The sequence below is a fragment of the Paraburkholderia steynii genome, assembly GCF_900100565.1.
GTDB lineage: Bacteria > Pseudomonadota > Gammaproteobacteria > Burkholderiales > Burkholderiaceae > Paraburkholderia > Paraburkholderia terrae.
Map to the genome: position 1 here is coordinate 651,979 of NZ_FNDI01000001.1, position 13,643 is coordinate 665,621.

A 13,643-nucleotide genomic window follows, 5' to 3' on the forward strand; every position below is an offset into this window, starting at 1 on the left:
CCCCATCTTTACAGACACCCCGTAGTGACACCACTTAACCCAGAGACTGCGCCGCTGTCCGCGAGGACCGGCTGGCTGCTGTGTTGAACAGCTCCTACCAGCGCTTGCCTTCGGGTGTGTCAAGCAGCGGACGCAATTTTGCCGCAATGGCCTCGCGAGCGCGGAAAATTCTTGATCTGACGGTGCCGATCGGGCAACCCATCATTTCAGCGATTTCCTCGTAGCTCAGACCTTCAATTTCACGAAGAGTGATGGCAGTGCGCAGTTCTTCCGGTAAAACCGCCATCGCAGCATTGACAGTCTCAGCGATCTGTTTGCTCATCAACATCGACTCGGGCGTGTTGATATCCCTTAGTTGGTCGGCATCCGAGAAAGTTTCAGCTTCTTCTGCATCTGCTTCCGTCGAAGTGGGCGCTCGCCGGCCCTGGGTCGCAAGGTAATTCTTGGCCGTGTTGACGGCAATCCGGTACAACCACGTATAGAACGCGGACTCGCCGCGGAATTGGGGCAGCGCCCGGTATGCCTTGATGAAGGCATCCTGGGCCACATCCTCGACCTCGGCGGGATCCCGCACGAGGCGCGAGATCAGGCGGATGATCTTGCGGTGGTACTTGGCGACCAGCAGCTCGAACGCGGCCTTGTCGCCATTCTGGACGCGCTCAACCAGCACCTGATCTATTTCTTTTTCGCTCACCTGATAAATCCGTTAACTTTTGCGCGTGTAGCGGGGCACCATTGTAGCGTCCCCTCCACCGCGGCACGTTACGCCCGTAACAGCCGTTACAGTCTTTACAGCCAAGGCGCCCGGCCCGCGCCGCGAAACCCGCTCAGACGCGCGCGCTGTGCCTCGCCAGCACGGCGATCTCGCGAAAAGCGCCGCGTTCGGCCATGTCCGCCGCGATGAGAAGCCGATGCAGCTTGCCGCCATCTTCCTCGAGCCACAGCATCAGCAGGCTGTCGCTCCACTGGCTGCATCCAACGATACGGCCCTGAGCGCGTAATATTCCCGCCCGATTCCAGACAGACAGTCCTTCCGGCCCGATTTTAAGGGCACCCGGCTGATTGCGCGCATGACGGGCCGCCGACGCCGCCAGAATCGCGAACACGGCCGCGGCATCCACAACCGTCCAGGCAACGCCGAAGCGAGGCGTAATCGTCATGCAGACAGCCGCCACGGCAAAAGCGATGAAAAGTGCCGTCGCCAGATACAACGCGGCGGACCGCCGCAACGCTATGCGCTGCGAGGGTCCGCCGTTCACTGCGGTATCGGAAGCATGCGCCGACGTAGCCGGCAGCGACGCTATCGCCGTCAAATGCTTAGAAGCGCTTGAAAACCAGCGTGCCGTTCGTGCCGCCGAACCCGAACGAGTTCTTCAGCGCGACATCGATCTTCATCTCCCGCGCGGTGTTCGCGCAGTAGTCGAGATCGCATTCCGGGTCCTGGTTGAAGATGTTGATGGTCGGCGGCGACACCTGATGATGCACGGCCAGCACCGTGAACACTGACTCCAGGCCACCCGCGCCACCCAACAGGTGACCCGTCATCGACTTCGTCGAATTCACGACGATCTTCTTCGAGTGATCGCCGAATGCGCGCTTGATGCCCGTGGTTTCAGCCAGGTCGCCAAGCGGCGTCGACGTGCCGTGCGCGTTCAGGTAGTTCACCGAGTCAGGGTTAACGCCCGCGTTTTTCATCGCCGCGAGCATGCAGCGGCGTGCGCCGTCGCCGTCTTCCAACGGCGCCGTCATGTGATACGCGTCGCCGCTCATGCCGTAGCCGCTGACTTCCGCGTAGATCTTCGCGCCGCGCGCCTTCGCGTGTTCGTATTCTTCGAGCACCATCACGCCCGCGCCCTCGCCGAGCACGAAACCGTCGCGGTCCTTGTCCCACGGACGGCTCGCCGTCGCCGGATCATCGTTACGCTGCGACAGCGCGCGCGCCGCCGCAAAGCCGCCGATACCCAGCGGCGAAACGGTTGATTCTGCGCCGCCCGCGATCATCACGTCGGCGTCGCCGTATTCGATCAGGCGCGAGGCCTCGCCGATGCAATGCAGACCCGTCGTGCATGCCGTCACCATCGACAGGTTCGGGCCCTTGAGACCGAATTTGATCGACAGATGGCCGGAGATCATGTTGATAATCGACGCAGGCACGAAGAACGGCGAAATACGGCGCGGGCCGCGGTTCAGCAGTTCCGTTTGCGTGACTTCGATCATCGGCAGGCCGCCGATGCCCGAGCCGACCACCACGCCGACACGCTCCGCGTTCTCTTCGGTGATTTCGAGGCCACTGTCCTTCATCGCCTGGAAGCCTGCAGCCACGCCGTAATGGATGAACGTATCCATGTGGCGCGCTTCCTTGGCGGGGATGTAGTCTTCGATATTGAAGCCCTTCACCTCGCCGGCAAAACGCGTAGAGAAGTTCGACGCGTCGAACTTCGTGACGTTGGCGATGCCAGACTTGCCGGCGACCAGATTGGCCCAGCCGTCGGCAACATTATTGCCAACAGGCGAAATAAGCCCCAGGCCTGTAACAACAACACGACGACGGCTCACGGTAACCCCTTTTCCATAGATGACAAAACAAAAGCCACAGCAGCGCACAGGAAAGTGCCCTGTGAGCCCTGTGGCTGTTTAACCTGACGATCGCGCTGACCAGGGCGCTGACGAATACGCTGACCGGTACACTGGCGTCGACGCCAGAACCTGCACCAGTAAGCGCAATGGCGAAAGAGCCGACCTTTGCTGCATCGGCCAGTGCGCCTTGAACGACGCCGTCAGGCTTGCGCGCATGCGCATCGGTATTGACGCCTGCCCTCGTTGCACCGACGGACGGGCAACCGGCCAGGCGCGAATGGCCTTAAGCCTTGACGTTCGCGCGAGCGTAGTCGATCGCTTGCTGAACCGTCGTGATCTTCTCGGCTTCTTCATCCGGAATTTCCATGCCGAATTCGTCTTCGAGAGCCATCACCAGCTCGACCGTGTCGAGCGAGTCAGCGCCGAGGTCGTTCACGAACGATGCTTCGTTCTTGATTTCCGCTTCGGCAACACCGAGTTGTTCTGCAACGATCTTCTTGACGCGCTGTTCGATATTGTCCATTACCCCTCCAAGGGAAAAAAGTTCATAAATACAGGTGCGCGCATTTTATCAGGTTTGCATCTGTAAAAAAGCGACGCACAAGGTTGCTGTAGAGCCGTTTAAATCCGCACTTCGAATGGCTTCAAGGCGCGGATAGTAACCGAATTCGATTACGACATATACATGCCGCCGTTCACGTGCAACGTCGTGCCGGTGATATAACCGGCCTGCGGCGATGCGAGGAACGTCACGGCGTGTGCGATATCTTCCGGGCTGCCGAGACGGCCGAGCGGAATCTGCGCCTTCAGCGCGGTTTGCTGTTCTTCGGGCAGCGTCTTGGTCATGTCGGTGTCGATGAAACCCGGCGCGACGCAGTTCACCGTGATGCCGCGGCTGCCAATTTCACGAGCGAGCGCGCGCGTCATGCCCGCCACGCCCGCTTTTGCTGCGGCGTAGTTCACCTGCCCGGGATTGCCCGCCGAACCGACCACCGACGTGATGTTGATGATGCGGCCGCCGCGCGCCTTCATCATTGGGCGCAGCACTGCGCGCGACAGACGGAACACGGACTTCAGGTTCGTGTCGATGACTGCGTCCCAGTCGTCGTCCTTCATGCGCATCGCGAGTTGGTCTTGCGTGATGCCCGCGTTGTTCACCAGCACGTTGAGCACGCCGAATTCCTTCACTGTGCCGTCGATCAGCGCTTCGGCCGCGGCCGCGTCGTTGACGTTGAGCACTGCGCCGCGGCCGTTCAGACCCTCGGCCTTGAACGCTTCCGTGATCGCGTTCGCGCCGCTTTCACTCGTTGCCGTGCCGATCACGGTCGCGCCCTGACGCGCGAGTTCGATCGCGATTGCGCGGCCGATGCCACGCGAAGCGCCCGTTACGATCGCAATCTGTTTATCGAGAGTCTTTTCCATCGTTGCTTTCCACAGTGCCCTGCACATGCAGGGCTGTTCGATTCTTTGCTGTCTTCAACCAGACGTTCAGGCTGCGACGACTTTTAGCACTTCGTCGAGCGAGGCCGGATCGATGATCGACGCGCCGACCAGATTGCCGTCGATACGCTTGGTCAACCCTGCTAGCACCTTGCCCGGACCGCATTCGATCACGTGCGTGACGCCATGCTTGCCAATCGACTGCACGCATTCGACCCAGCGCACCGCGCCGGCCGCCTGACGTACCAGTGCATCTTTGATGCCAGCCGGCTCGTTGACGATGGCCACATCGACGTTATTGACGACGGGAATGGACGGCACCTGCACGTCGACGCTCGCCAGGTACTCGCGCAGCTGATCCGAAGCGGGCTTGAGCAGCGACGAATGGAACGGCGCGGACACGGGCAGCGGCAACGCGCGCTTAGCGCCCTTCGCCTTGGCTACTTCGCACGCCTTCTCGACGGCCGCTTTATGACCGGCGATCACGACCTGCGCGGGCGCATTGAAGTTGACGGCTTCCACGACACCCGCCACCGATGCTTCCTTGCACACTTCGCGCACGGTGTCGTCGTCGAGGCCGAGAATCGCGGCCATGCCGCCCTGCCCGACGGGCACCGCGTTCTGCATGGCTTGCGCGCGGAAACGCACGAGCGGCACGGCGTCGCGGAACTTCAGCGCGCCAGCGGCGACCAGCGCCGTGTATTCGCCCAGGCTGTGGCCGGCCACGATTGTAGGCGCAGGACCGCCCGCCGCCTGCCATGCGCGAAAGATCGCGTAAGCAGCCGTCAGCATCACGGGTTGGGTATTGGTGGTGAGGTTCAGGTCTTCGGCCGGGCCTTCGGCGATCAGCTTGCCGAGGTCCTGGTCGAGCGCGTCGGACGCTTCCTGGAGGGTTTCGCGCACGATCGCATTGTCGGCGAACGCGTTGAGCATGCCGACCGACTGCGAGCCCTGCCCTGGAAAAACGAACGCAAATTTCATATCGTCCCCAATTCGATGAGTTCAAATGTGCGTGACGCGCACACGACGTGCGCTGCCACTTGAAGCGGCGCTCCAGGCGCCGCCGCGCGCGGTCGTCAGAAACGGATGACCGACGCGCCCCATGTAAAGCCGCCGCCGACGCCTTCGATCAGCACGTTATGACCGCGCTGGATGCGTCCGTCGCGAACGGCAACGTCGAGCGCGAGCGGAATCGACGCTGCCGACGTATTGCCGTGCTCATGCACGGTGACGACCATCCGCTCCTGCGGCAGGCCGAGCTTGCGGCACGTGCTCTGCATGATGCGGATATTGGCCTGGTGCGGAATCAGCCAGTCCACCTGCTCGGGCTTGAGATCCGCCTTCTGCAGCGCTTCGACCGCGACTTTCTCGAGCACGTTGACGGCGAGCTTGAAGACCGCCTGACCATCCATGTGCAGGAACGCACTGCCTTGCACGATGCCGCCGTTCACATTGCCCGGCGTGCAAAGGATGTTCGAATGGCTGCCGTCAGCGTGCAGCGCGTTCGACAGCACGCCCGGCTCGTCCGACGCCTGCAGCACGACTGCGCCCGCGCCGTCGCCGAACAGCACGCAGGTGGTGCGGTCGTTGAAATCGAGGATGCGCGAGAACGTTTCAGCACCGACCACCAGCGCAGTACGATGTTGCCCGCTTCGGATGAAACTGTCAGCCGTCGCAACGGCATAGGCAAAACCTGAGCACACGGCCTGCACATCAAAGGCAGCGCCATGATTCTTGATGCCCAGCTTGTTCTGCAGCAGACATGCCGTGCTCGGAAACACGAAGTCCGGCGTCGACGTGGCGACGATGATGAGGTCGATGGATTGCGGATCGACGTCGGCCGCTTCGATCGCGCGTTGCGACGCGAACAGCGCGAGGTCGCTGGTAGTGACATCAGGTTCGGCGAAATGACGCGCGTGGATGCCCGTGCGGGCCACGATCCATTCGTCGCTCGTCTCGACGCCTTGCTTGGCGAGACGATCAGCCAGTTCCTGATTGGAAACGCGGTTGGGCGGCAGATAGCTGCCCGTGCCCAGCACGCGGGAATAGGTAGTGGATTGAGCCATTATGTCTTCGAGGATTGTGCGCTGTAGGGCTCGGCCGGCTGTCCGGACACCGGACCCGCGATCGGGCTCGCCATCTGGCTCGCGGAACCCGCGCCCCCGGCCTCGTGCTTCGCCTGTTCGAGGGAACCCGCGTTCTCCTCCATCGCGCGGGCAAGACGTTCGAGAACGCCATTTTTGACCGCATCATACCCGCGTTTGATGGCCCACTCAAACGCGTAGGCGTCAGCCGAGCCGTGGCTCTTGATCACGAGCCCGCGCAGGCCGAGCAGCGCTGCGCCGTTGTATTGCCTGTGATCGACGCGTTTCTTGAAACGCAGCAGCACGGGCAGCGCCAGCACCGCCATCACCTTGGTCAGCCACGAACGGCCGAATTCTTCCTTGATGATGTCGGACAGCATCTGCGCGAGCCCTTCGGACGTCTTCAGCGCAACGTTACCCACAAAGCCATCGCAGACGATCACGTCGACGGTGCCTTTGTAGATATCGTTGCCTTCCACGTTGCCGCGGAAATTAAGCGTACTGCTACGCAGCAGTTCGCCCGCACGTTTGATCGTTTCGTTGCCCTTGATGACCTCTTCGCCGATATTCAGGAGCCCGATGCTCGGACGCTCCTTGCCTTCGACGGCTGAAACCAGCGCGTGCCCCATCTCCGCGAACTGCAGCAGATGCTGCGGCTCGCAATCGACGTTCGCGCCGAGGTCGAGCATCGTCGTGTAGCCGGTGGGATTGGGCAAGGCAAACGCGATCGCCGGACGTTCGATGCCCGGGAGCGTTTTAAGGACATAGCGGGAAACGGCCATCAGCGCGCCCGTGTTGCCGGCGGAGACGCAGGCCTGCGCCTCGTCGTCCTTGACGCGGTTGAGCGCCACGCGCATCGACGAGTCTTTCTTCTTGCGAAGCGCGACTTCGACGGGATCGTCCATGGCGACGATCTCGGACGCGGGTACGACCGTGAGTGCCGGATTATCGGACGCCTTCAGCTTCTTCAACTGAGCACGAATCGCGCTTTCGATGCCGACGAGCATCAGGTGCGCATCGGGGTGCGAGCGAACGAAGTTGACGGCAGCGGGAACGGTCACGGACGGGCCGTGGTCGCCTCCCATGCAATCTATCGTGAGCTTTACAGTCATGGAATGCGACGAATTTCAGGCACAAAAAAGCGGCAGTTGAATGCCGCCTTTTTGATGAACCGGGAAAATGTCAAGCGAGCCGATCGCCACGCGAAATACCAATGGGTCAGACCCAAAGGAGCGCGATGCTGGACGATTAGTCGTTCTTCGTCTTGACGACTTTCTTGCCGCGATAGTAGCCGTTCGGGCTGACGTGGTGACGCAGATGCACTTCACCCGTGCTCGGCTCAACAGCCAGCGGCGCTGCGTTGAGGAAATCGTGCGAGCGGTGCATGCCGCGCTTCGACGGCGACTTCTTGTTTTGTTGAACTGCCATGATAACTCCTGAAAATTTTCCGAATTCTAACACAGCCCGGCACGGCAACCGCCATAGGCCACGTGGCTAAACCATCGTGCCCGGCGCGCCCTGTCGCGCTCCCATGCAACTGTTCAGTGCTTCTTGTCGCCGGATTCGCCCGATTTCATGCCTTCGAGCGCCGCAAAAGGATTCGGCCGCTTGGGTTCTTCACCCTCTTCAGCTTCGCCCTCGACGGTCTCTTCGCCTTCCAGCCCGCTAGCGCCCGAGCTGAGACTCTCATGCACTTCGGGACAGGCATCGTGCTTCGGCACGAGCGGCAACGAAAGCAGCAATTCCTCTTCGATCAAGTCGACAAGATCGAACTGCCGTGACCCAACGATCACATCGACTTCATCCTCGTCCAGAGGAAACTCTTCAGCTTCCTCTTCCGTATTGACGATCCGGTAAGTCGCATCGACGTTGAATGCCTGCTCGTACGGAGACAGGCAACGCTGACATTCGAGCCATGCGGCGCCGTGAATCGCGAGCCTCAGATACGGCTGCGGACCCTCGGTGCCGTCGTCCTGCAATTCCGGCTGCGTCGCCCCTTCGGCTTGCCAGGTGAACGCGGTGTCGCGGTCTGGCGCTTCCTGCGGGACTTCGTTTAACATGCGCGGCAGTTGCGAGACGCGCACGGTACCCGCGGCCTGACGTCCACTGCGGGCAAATTCGAACAGGTCGCGTGCGCGCGGGTCGACGAGACCAGCAGGTTTGCCAGGATGTTGAGTCATGTGCGCTCCTGCGTCGGCAAGGATTTCAGCCGGGTAAGTCGTTATGCGTTGATTTGCTGGCGAGGAAGACGGCTGGAAGGCCCATCCGGTGCGCCATTCGGCAAAGCATACCGATGAAAAGCCCAAAATCATATCCGTTTTGTCTTTTCGAGTCAAACACTTAAGGCCACTCGCGCGAACGCGTTCGCGCCCCGCCTTTTCACCTTCAGTTTTACCCACAGATCAAGGTTCTTTTCTAGCATGCCGGATTCCTCCAAACGCCCGCCCCGCCTGATTCTGGCGTCGAGTTCGCCGTATCGGCGCGAACTGCTCGAGCGGTTGCGCATTCCGTTCGACGTCGCCGTGCCCGCCATCGACGAAACACCGCTCGCGGGCGAATCGCCGGAAGCGACCGCATTGCGCCTCGCGCAGGCGAAAGCGCGCGCCGTCGCTTCCGGGCTTACCTCCGGTGAGCAAGCGCTCGTGATCGGCTCGGATCAGGTCGCGACCTACGATGGCCATCAGATCGGCAAGCCCGGTACGCACGAAAAAGCGCTGGCGCAACTGCAAGGCATGCGCGGCCGCGAGGTGCTTTTTCACAGCGCGCTGTGCCTGTTCGACAGCCGTTCGGGCGATGCGCAAACCGTCGACGTGGTCACGCGCGTGCGCTTTCGCAATCTGCCCGACGCCACGCTCGACGCCTACCTGCGCGCCGAGACACCATACGACTGCGCGGGCAGCGCAAAAGCGGAAGGCCTCGGTATTGCACTATTGGACGCGATCGAATCCGGCGATCCGACGGCGCTGATCGGCCTGCCACTGATCGCGCTCACGCGCATGCTGCTCGCTGCCGGCTATCCGCTTCTGGAGGTGCGATGAGCGGCGTTCTCTATCTGATCCCGAACACGCTCGGCGACGGTGACGCCGCCGCGCTAGACGATGTCCTGCCCGCGCCCGTTCGCGCTCGCGCGGCCGCCCTGCACTATTACATAGGCGAAAACGCCAAAACCACGCGCGCATTCCTGAAGAAAGTCGGCACGGAACGGCCCATCCAGGAAATCGAGATTCGCGAACTGAACGTCAATACGCCGGCGGGCGAAATTGACAAATTGCTGGCGCCCGTCCTTGCGGGGACGGATGCCGGGCTCGTGTCCGAGGCGGGCTGCCCGGCCGTCGCCGATCCGGGCGCGCTGCTCGTGCGGCGCGCGCATGAGCGCGGCGTGAAGGTTGTGCCGTTCGTCGGGCCGAGTTCGATCCTGCTCGCGCTGATGGCGTCGGGATTGAACGGCCAGAGTTTTGCGTTTCACGGCTATCTGCCCGTCGACGCGAACGAGCGCGCGAAACGCCTGCGGGACCTCGAGCAGCAGTCGCGCAAAGGCAAGCAGACGCAGATTTTCATCGAGACGCCCTACCGGAATCGCGCCTTGCTCGACACGCTGATCGCGACCTGTGCGCCGTCGACGCTGGTGTGCGTCGCCGTCGATCTGACGCTGGAAAGTGAAACTATCGTGAGCCGGACGGTTGCCGACTGGAAGAAGAAGCCGGGGCTGGATCTCCACAAGCGCCCAGCGATCTTTCTAATTCTGGCGGCCTGAGCTGGGAAAGCGGTGGCCTACCAAGTCCCGGGCCACCGCCGGATGACGCCTTATCGCAGATTCAACCTGCCGATCGCCGCCATCGCATGCACGGCGCCGTTACCGACGGCCGCGCCGAACTTGCGAGCAACGCGGTCGGTGATGCTTTCCTTCACCGTATAGTCGACCACATCGGGCGCCTTGATGATTTCGCGCGCGACGTAATCTGTGTCGCCGAAGCCGTCCGCGAGGCCCAGCTCGACGCTTTTTTCGCCCGTCCAGAACAGACCGGAGAAGATATCCGGCGAGTCCTGAAGGCGCTTGCCGCGCCCCTGCTTGACGGCGTCAATGAACTGCGCGTGGATCTCATCCAGCATCGCCTGCGCATGTTGATCCATCTTCGGAGTATCAGGTGAGAACGGATCGTAAAAGCCCTTGTTCTCACCCGAAGTGCGCATCCTGCGTTGAATGCCCAGCTTGTCCATCAAGCCAGTGAAACCGAAGCCGTCCATCAGCACGCCAATCGAGCCGACGATGCTCGCCTTGTCCACATAAATCTTGTCGGCGGCAGCCGCGGCGTAATAACCACCCGACGCGCACATATCGCTCACAACGACGTAAAGCGGAATAGACGGATATTTCGCGCGCAATCGACGGATTTCGCGGTAGATGATCCCAGCCTGAACAGGACTGCCGCCCGGGCTGTTGCAACGCAGGACCACGCCCGCCGTGCCCGCGTCGTCGAATGCACTCGCTAGCGCCGCGTCGACATCTTCCGCGTTCGCGTTCGTATCGGATGAGATCTCGCCTTCAAGTGTCACGAGTGCCGTATGGCGGCCAGTGGTGGTCGCGACCTTCTCTCCGCTGAGATCCAGCACAGCCCACGCAACCAGGACCAGCACGCCGAGGAACAGGAAACGAAAAAAGATGCGCCAGCGTCGCGCCGCGCGTTGCTCGTTGACGGCCGCCAGCGCAATCCGTTCGAGCGCGGCGCGCTCCCAGTTCGGCTCGTCGGCGGGCACCCGGCGCGGCTCTCGGCTCGTTGCGGCCGGTTCGTTCGGATCGGGAGTCAAATTATCGGACATGCGTTGCCGCCGGAGAAAACGAGGTTTCGGGAAAAGATGCTGGGAAATCAGGCAGATGCTGGACGAAGATCGGCGTCCGGAAGCCAGAACACTGTGCGCCCTTCGGGCGTGTCGCGCTCGTCGACGCGTACCGGGCGAAGCCTGCCGCCGCGGCACGGACCGCCGACGCATTTGCCCGTAGCCGGCGCGTAAATCGCGCCATGCGTCGCGCACATCAAGTATAAGCCGGACGATTCGAAGAACTGTCCTTCGTTCCAGTCCAGCTCCATTGGCACGTGCGCGCAGCGGTTCAGATAGCCATACGCCACGCCGTCATAGCGGACGAAGAACACGACGGCGTCGCCGCCCGCGAATGTCGCGTCGCGGCGCACGCCCGCGCCGCCGTCGACGAGTTCTTCGGACGCGCAAATGCGCACCGCCTCCTGCGCGACGTCCGTCATGCGTACACCCGCAACCAGCCCGATAGCGACGCGATGCTGTCCGCGACGAATTTCGGCTCCAGCGCCGTCAGCGAATCCGCGGGATGCGCGCCGTATGTGACGCCGATGCCCGACACGCCGGCATTGATCGCCATTTGAAGATCGTGTGTGGTGTCGCCGATCATCACCGTGCGCACGGGATCCTGCCCCAGTTCGCGTGTCAGTTCCTGCAGCATAGCCGGATGCGGTTTCGAGAACGTTTCATCGGCGCAGCGCGTGCCGTCGAAAAGACTCGTGAGCCGAACCTGATCGAGCGCACGGTTCAGCCCGACACGGCTCTTCCCCGTCGCGATCGCGAGCAGATAGCCTTGATCACGCAGATCCGCGAGCATCTCGCGCACACCCGAAAACAGCTCGGTCGTCTGATCCTTCACCAGATAGTGGAAACGATAGCGCTCGGCGAGGCGCGGGTAGTCGGATGGATCGAGCGTCGGCGCGGCGATCTGCAGCGCGTCGCGCAAACCCAGGCCGATCACGAAGCTCGCGGCCTCGTCAGCCGGCACGGGCAGCCCGAGGTCGCGGCAGGCCGCCTGGATGCTGCGCGTGATGTGGACGGTCGAGTCCATCAACGTGCCGTCCCAATCGAAGACGATCAGGTCAAATTGCTCTCTAGCCATGCGTTTTCGTCTCGGTATGTGATTGTTCGTGCGTTCCTGCGCCCGCCGTCCCCGCAAGTTGCGCGATGAACCGCTTGCAGTCTGCCGGCAACGGCGCTTCGAACTGTAACGTGTCGCCCGTCGCCGGATGCGTCAGCTTAAGCCGGTAAGCGTGCAAAAACATCCGTTTGAGCCCCGGCTGCGCATTTGCGCGCGCAAGCGCCTTATTCAGCGCGAAATCGCCGTATTTGGCGTCGCCGATGATCGGCAGCCCCAGATGCGCCAGATGGACACGAATCTGATGGGTCCGACCCGTTTTCAGTTCCGCTTCGAGCAGCGCGTAACCAGGCCAGCGATCGACGAGATTGAAAATAGTGTGCGATGGCAGCCCGTCCGGCTGCACGCGCACACGCCGCTCGCCATCCGGCAGCAGATATTTGTGCAGCGGCTCCTTCACGGCCCTCCGGCGGCCCCAGTCGCTCGCCCATTCGCCATGCACGCACGCGTAGTAACGCTTGTCCATCCGGTTTTCACGGATCTGCTCGTGCAGATTCACGAGCGCCGCGCGCTTTTTCGCGAGCATCAGCACGCCCGACGTCTCGCGGTCCAATCGATGCACCAGTTCCAGAAACTTCGCCTGCGGACGCGCGGCCCGCAACTGCTCGATCACGCCGAACGCGACCCCGCTGCCGCCATGCACGGCGACGCCGGCCGGTTTGTCGATCACGAGCATATGCTCGTCTTCGAACAGGATCTCGAAATGCGCGGACGGCACGGGCGCATGCACCGCCTCGTCCGCCTTCGCGACGCGAATGGGCGGCACGCGCACCAGATCGCCGAACGCGAGACGGTACTGCGCGTCCACGCGGCCCTTGTTCACGCGCACCTCGCCGCTGCGCAGAATCCGATAAATATGACTTTTCGGCACGCCCTTACAGACGCGCAACAGGAAGTTGTCGATCCGCTGACCGGCCGCGCTGTCGTCGATTTCGATCATCGACACCTGATCGCTCGCAACGGGGCTCGTCACCGATTTCTGGGATATTTTGCCTAACTCTTTCATTCTGAATATAATTTGCCCAGCAGTCTGCGGTGGCCGACTATATAGGATCGGCGCCTTAAACCGAATCGCGGGTGGATTGCGCAGGTGCAAGCGATAAAACGTCATTTTACTTGCGCCGGGGGCTGGTTGCTCGCCCTGAAAATGAGATGCAACAAGTTGCACGCACGATGCACGACACGGCAGGGACGGCGCCCACAGGCACGTTCGGTCACAGTTGGCACCGTCGGTAACGGAATTTTGGTCAAAAAGAATTTGACTGGCGAGCTTCGGCAAGGGCTGCTTTCATGTCCCTTAAGCGCGAAGCGGCCGGTGGCGAAAATACGGCGTGCGCCCGAGTCGTCCTGCGGAGAGTGCAGGACATGGCGACGTCAAAATGAGGCGAGACACCCCGAGCGGGACAGGCACGCGCAGTGAGCGAGCCTGCCCGCTGCGGCAAGACCGCAGCCTTCGAACGTGTCCGGACGCGCGCCCAACTGGCGCGCCGGCGCACGTGGACGAAGGCTTATGCTAGTCGGCTGCCAGGACCCGCGGCGTGTCGGGCCATTATTTGAAGCCGTGTTCGCATGTGCCCTGCGGCTGCGCGTCC

Annotated in this window: 16 protein-coding genes; 2 read left to right on the plus strand and 14 right to left on the minus strand. The window is 62.0% G+C overall.

Features of this window, described 5'->3' with window-relative positions:
- Window positions 1-94: 94 nt before the first annotated feature.
- The 10 genes from rpoE to BLT65_RS02925 form a co-directional block, all read right to left on the minus strand.
- Window positions 95-694 carry an RNA polymerase sigma factor RpoE gene (rpoE, locus tag BLT65_RS02880; protein ID WP_007734577.1) on the minus strand — a complete coding sequence of 200 codons (600 nt, stop codon included), beginning with the start codon at window positions 692-694 and terminating at the stop codon, window positions 95-97.
- Between the two features lie 133 nt (window positions 695-827).
- Window positions 828-1,259, minus strand: a complete 432-nt coding sequence (locus BLT65_RS02885) for a protein YgfX (protein WP_248555545.1) — start codon at window positions 1,257-1,259, stop codon at window positions 828-830.
- Window positions 1,260-1,317: 58 nt separating this feature from the next.
- Entirely contained in the window at window positions 1,318-2,556 is a 1,239-nt protein-coding gene (gene fabF, locus BLT65_RS02890; RefSeq protein WP_042306883.1) for a beta-ketoacyl-ACP synthase II, read from the minus strand.
- A 304-nt stretch (window positions 2,557-2,860) separates the two neighbouring features.
- Window positions 2,861-3,100 carry an acyl carrier protein gene (acpP, locus tag BLT65_RS02895; RefSeq protein ID WP_004197638.1) on the minus strand — a complete coding sequence of 80 codons (240 nt, stop codon included), beginning with the start codon at window positions 3,098-3,100 and terminating at the stop codon, window positions 2,861-2,863.
- Window positions 3,101-3,249: 149 nt separating this feature from the next.
- The gene (gene fabG, locus BLT65_RS02900; RefSeq protein ID WP_009770780.1) at window positions 3,250-3,999 is read right to left on the minus strand and encodes a 3-oxoacyl-ACP reductase FabG; all 750 of its coding nucleotides are present in this window, start codon (window positions 3,997-3,999) and stop codon (window positions 3,250-3,252) included.
- 66 nt (window positions 4,000-4,065) lie between these two features.
- A complete protein-coding gene (gene fabD, locus BLT65_RS02905) occupies window positions 4,066-4,998 on the minus strand; it encodes an ACP S-malonyltransferase (protein ID WP_042306880.1) in 933 nt (310 codons plus the stop codon).
- Between the two features lie 95 nt (window positions 4,999-5,093).
- Complete coding sequence (locus BLT65_RS02910; RefSeq protein ID WP_007741733.1) at window positions 5,094-6,083, minus strand: beta-ketoacyl-ACP synthase III; 990 nt, start codon at window positions 6,081-6,083, stop codon at window positions 5,094-5,096.
- On the minus strand, window positions 6,083-7,213 hold the full coding sequence (gene plsX, locus BLT65_RS02915) for a phosphate acyltransferase PlsX (RefSeq protein ID WP_079484735.1): 1,131 nt from the start codon (window positions 7,211-7,213) through the stop codon (window positions 6,083-6,085). Before plsX ends, BLT65_RS02910 begins: the two co-directional genes overlap by 1 nt.
- A 136-nt stretch (window positions 7,214-7,349) precedes the next feature.
- Window positions 7,350-7,529, minus strand: coding sequence for a 50S ribosomal protein L32 (gene rpmF / locus BLT65_RS02920; protein ID WP_007741736.1), 180 nt, complete (start codon window positions 7,527-7,529; stop codon window positions 7,350-7,352).
- Window positions 7,530-7,642: 113 nt separating this feature from the next.
- Window positions 7,643-8,281: a DUF177 domain-containing protein gene (locus tag BLT65_RS02925; RefSeq protein ID WP_091774569.1), complete on the minus strand. Its 639-nt coding sequence runs from the start codon at window positions 8,279-8,281 to the stop codon at window positions 7,643-7,645.
- Between the two features lie 240 nt (window positions 8,282-8,521).
- Between BLT65_RS02925 and BLT65_RS02930 the strand changes: the two genes are divergently transcribed.
- Together BLT65_RS02930 and BLT65_RS02935 are read left to right on the plus strand one after the other, a co-directional pair.
- Window positions 8,522-9,139 carry a Maf-like protein gene (locus BLT65_RS02930; RefSeq protein ID WP_091774571.1) on the plus strand — a complete coding sequence of 206 codons (618 nt, stop codon included), beginning with the start codon at window positions 8,522-8,524 and terminating at the stop codon, window positions 9,137-9,139.
- Entirely contained in the window at window positions 9,136-9,855 is a 720-nt protein-coding gene (locus BLT65_RS02935) for an SAM-dependent methyltransferase (protein ID WP_042306874.1), read from the plus strand. The genes BLT65_RS02930 and BLT65_RS02935 overlap by 4 nt, the downstream gene beginning before the upstream one ends.
- A gap of 50 nt (window positions 9,856-9,905) precedes the next feature.
- On the opposite strand, the gene BLT65_RS02940 is transcribed toward BLT65_RS02935, so the two are convergent.
- Genes BLT65_RS02940 through BLT65_RS02955 form a run of 4 tightly spaced genes read right to left on the minus strand, consistent with a single transcriptional unit; the run spans window position 9,906 to window position 13,057 of the window.
- Window positions 9,906-10,919, minus strand: a complete 1,014-nt coding sequence (locus BLT65_RS02940; RefSeq protein WP_042306873.1) for a S49 family peptidase — start codon at window positions 10,917-10,919, stop codon at window positions 9,906-9,908.
- Window positions 10,920-10,966: 47 nt separating this feature from the next.
- Window positions 10,967-11,359, minus strand: coding sequence for a Rieske (2Fe-2S) protein (locus BLT65_RS02945; protein WP_091774573.1), 393 nt, complete (start codon window positions 11,357-11,359; stop codon window positions 10,967-10,969).
- Window positions 11,356-12,015: an HAD-IA family hydrolase gene (locus BLT65_RS02950; protein ID WP_091774575.1), complete on the minus strand. Its 660-nt coding sequence runs from the start codon at window positions 12,013-12,015 to the stop codon at window positions 11,356-11,358. Before BLT65_RS02950 ends, BLT65_RS02945 begins: the two co-directional genes overlap by 4 nt.
- Window positions 12,008-13,057 (minus strand): RluA family pseudouridine synthase, encoded by a 1,050-nt coding sequence (locus tag BLT65_RS02955; protein ID WP_091774577.1) that lies wholly within the window; start codon window positions 13,055-13,057, stop codon window positions 12,008-12,010. Before BLT65_RS02955 ends, BLT65_RS02950 begins: the two co-directional genes overlap by 8 nt.
- Window positions 13,058-13,643 lie beyond the last annotated feature (586 nt).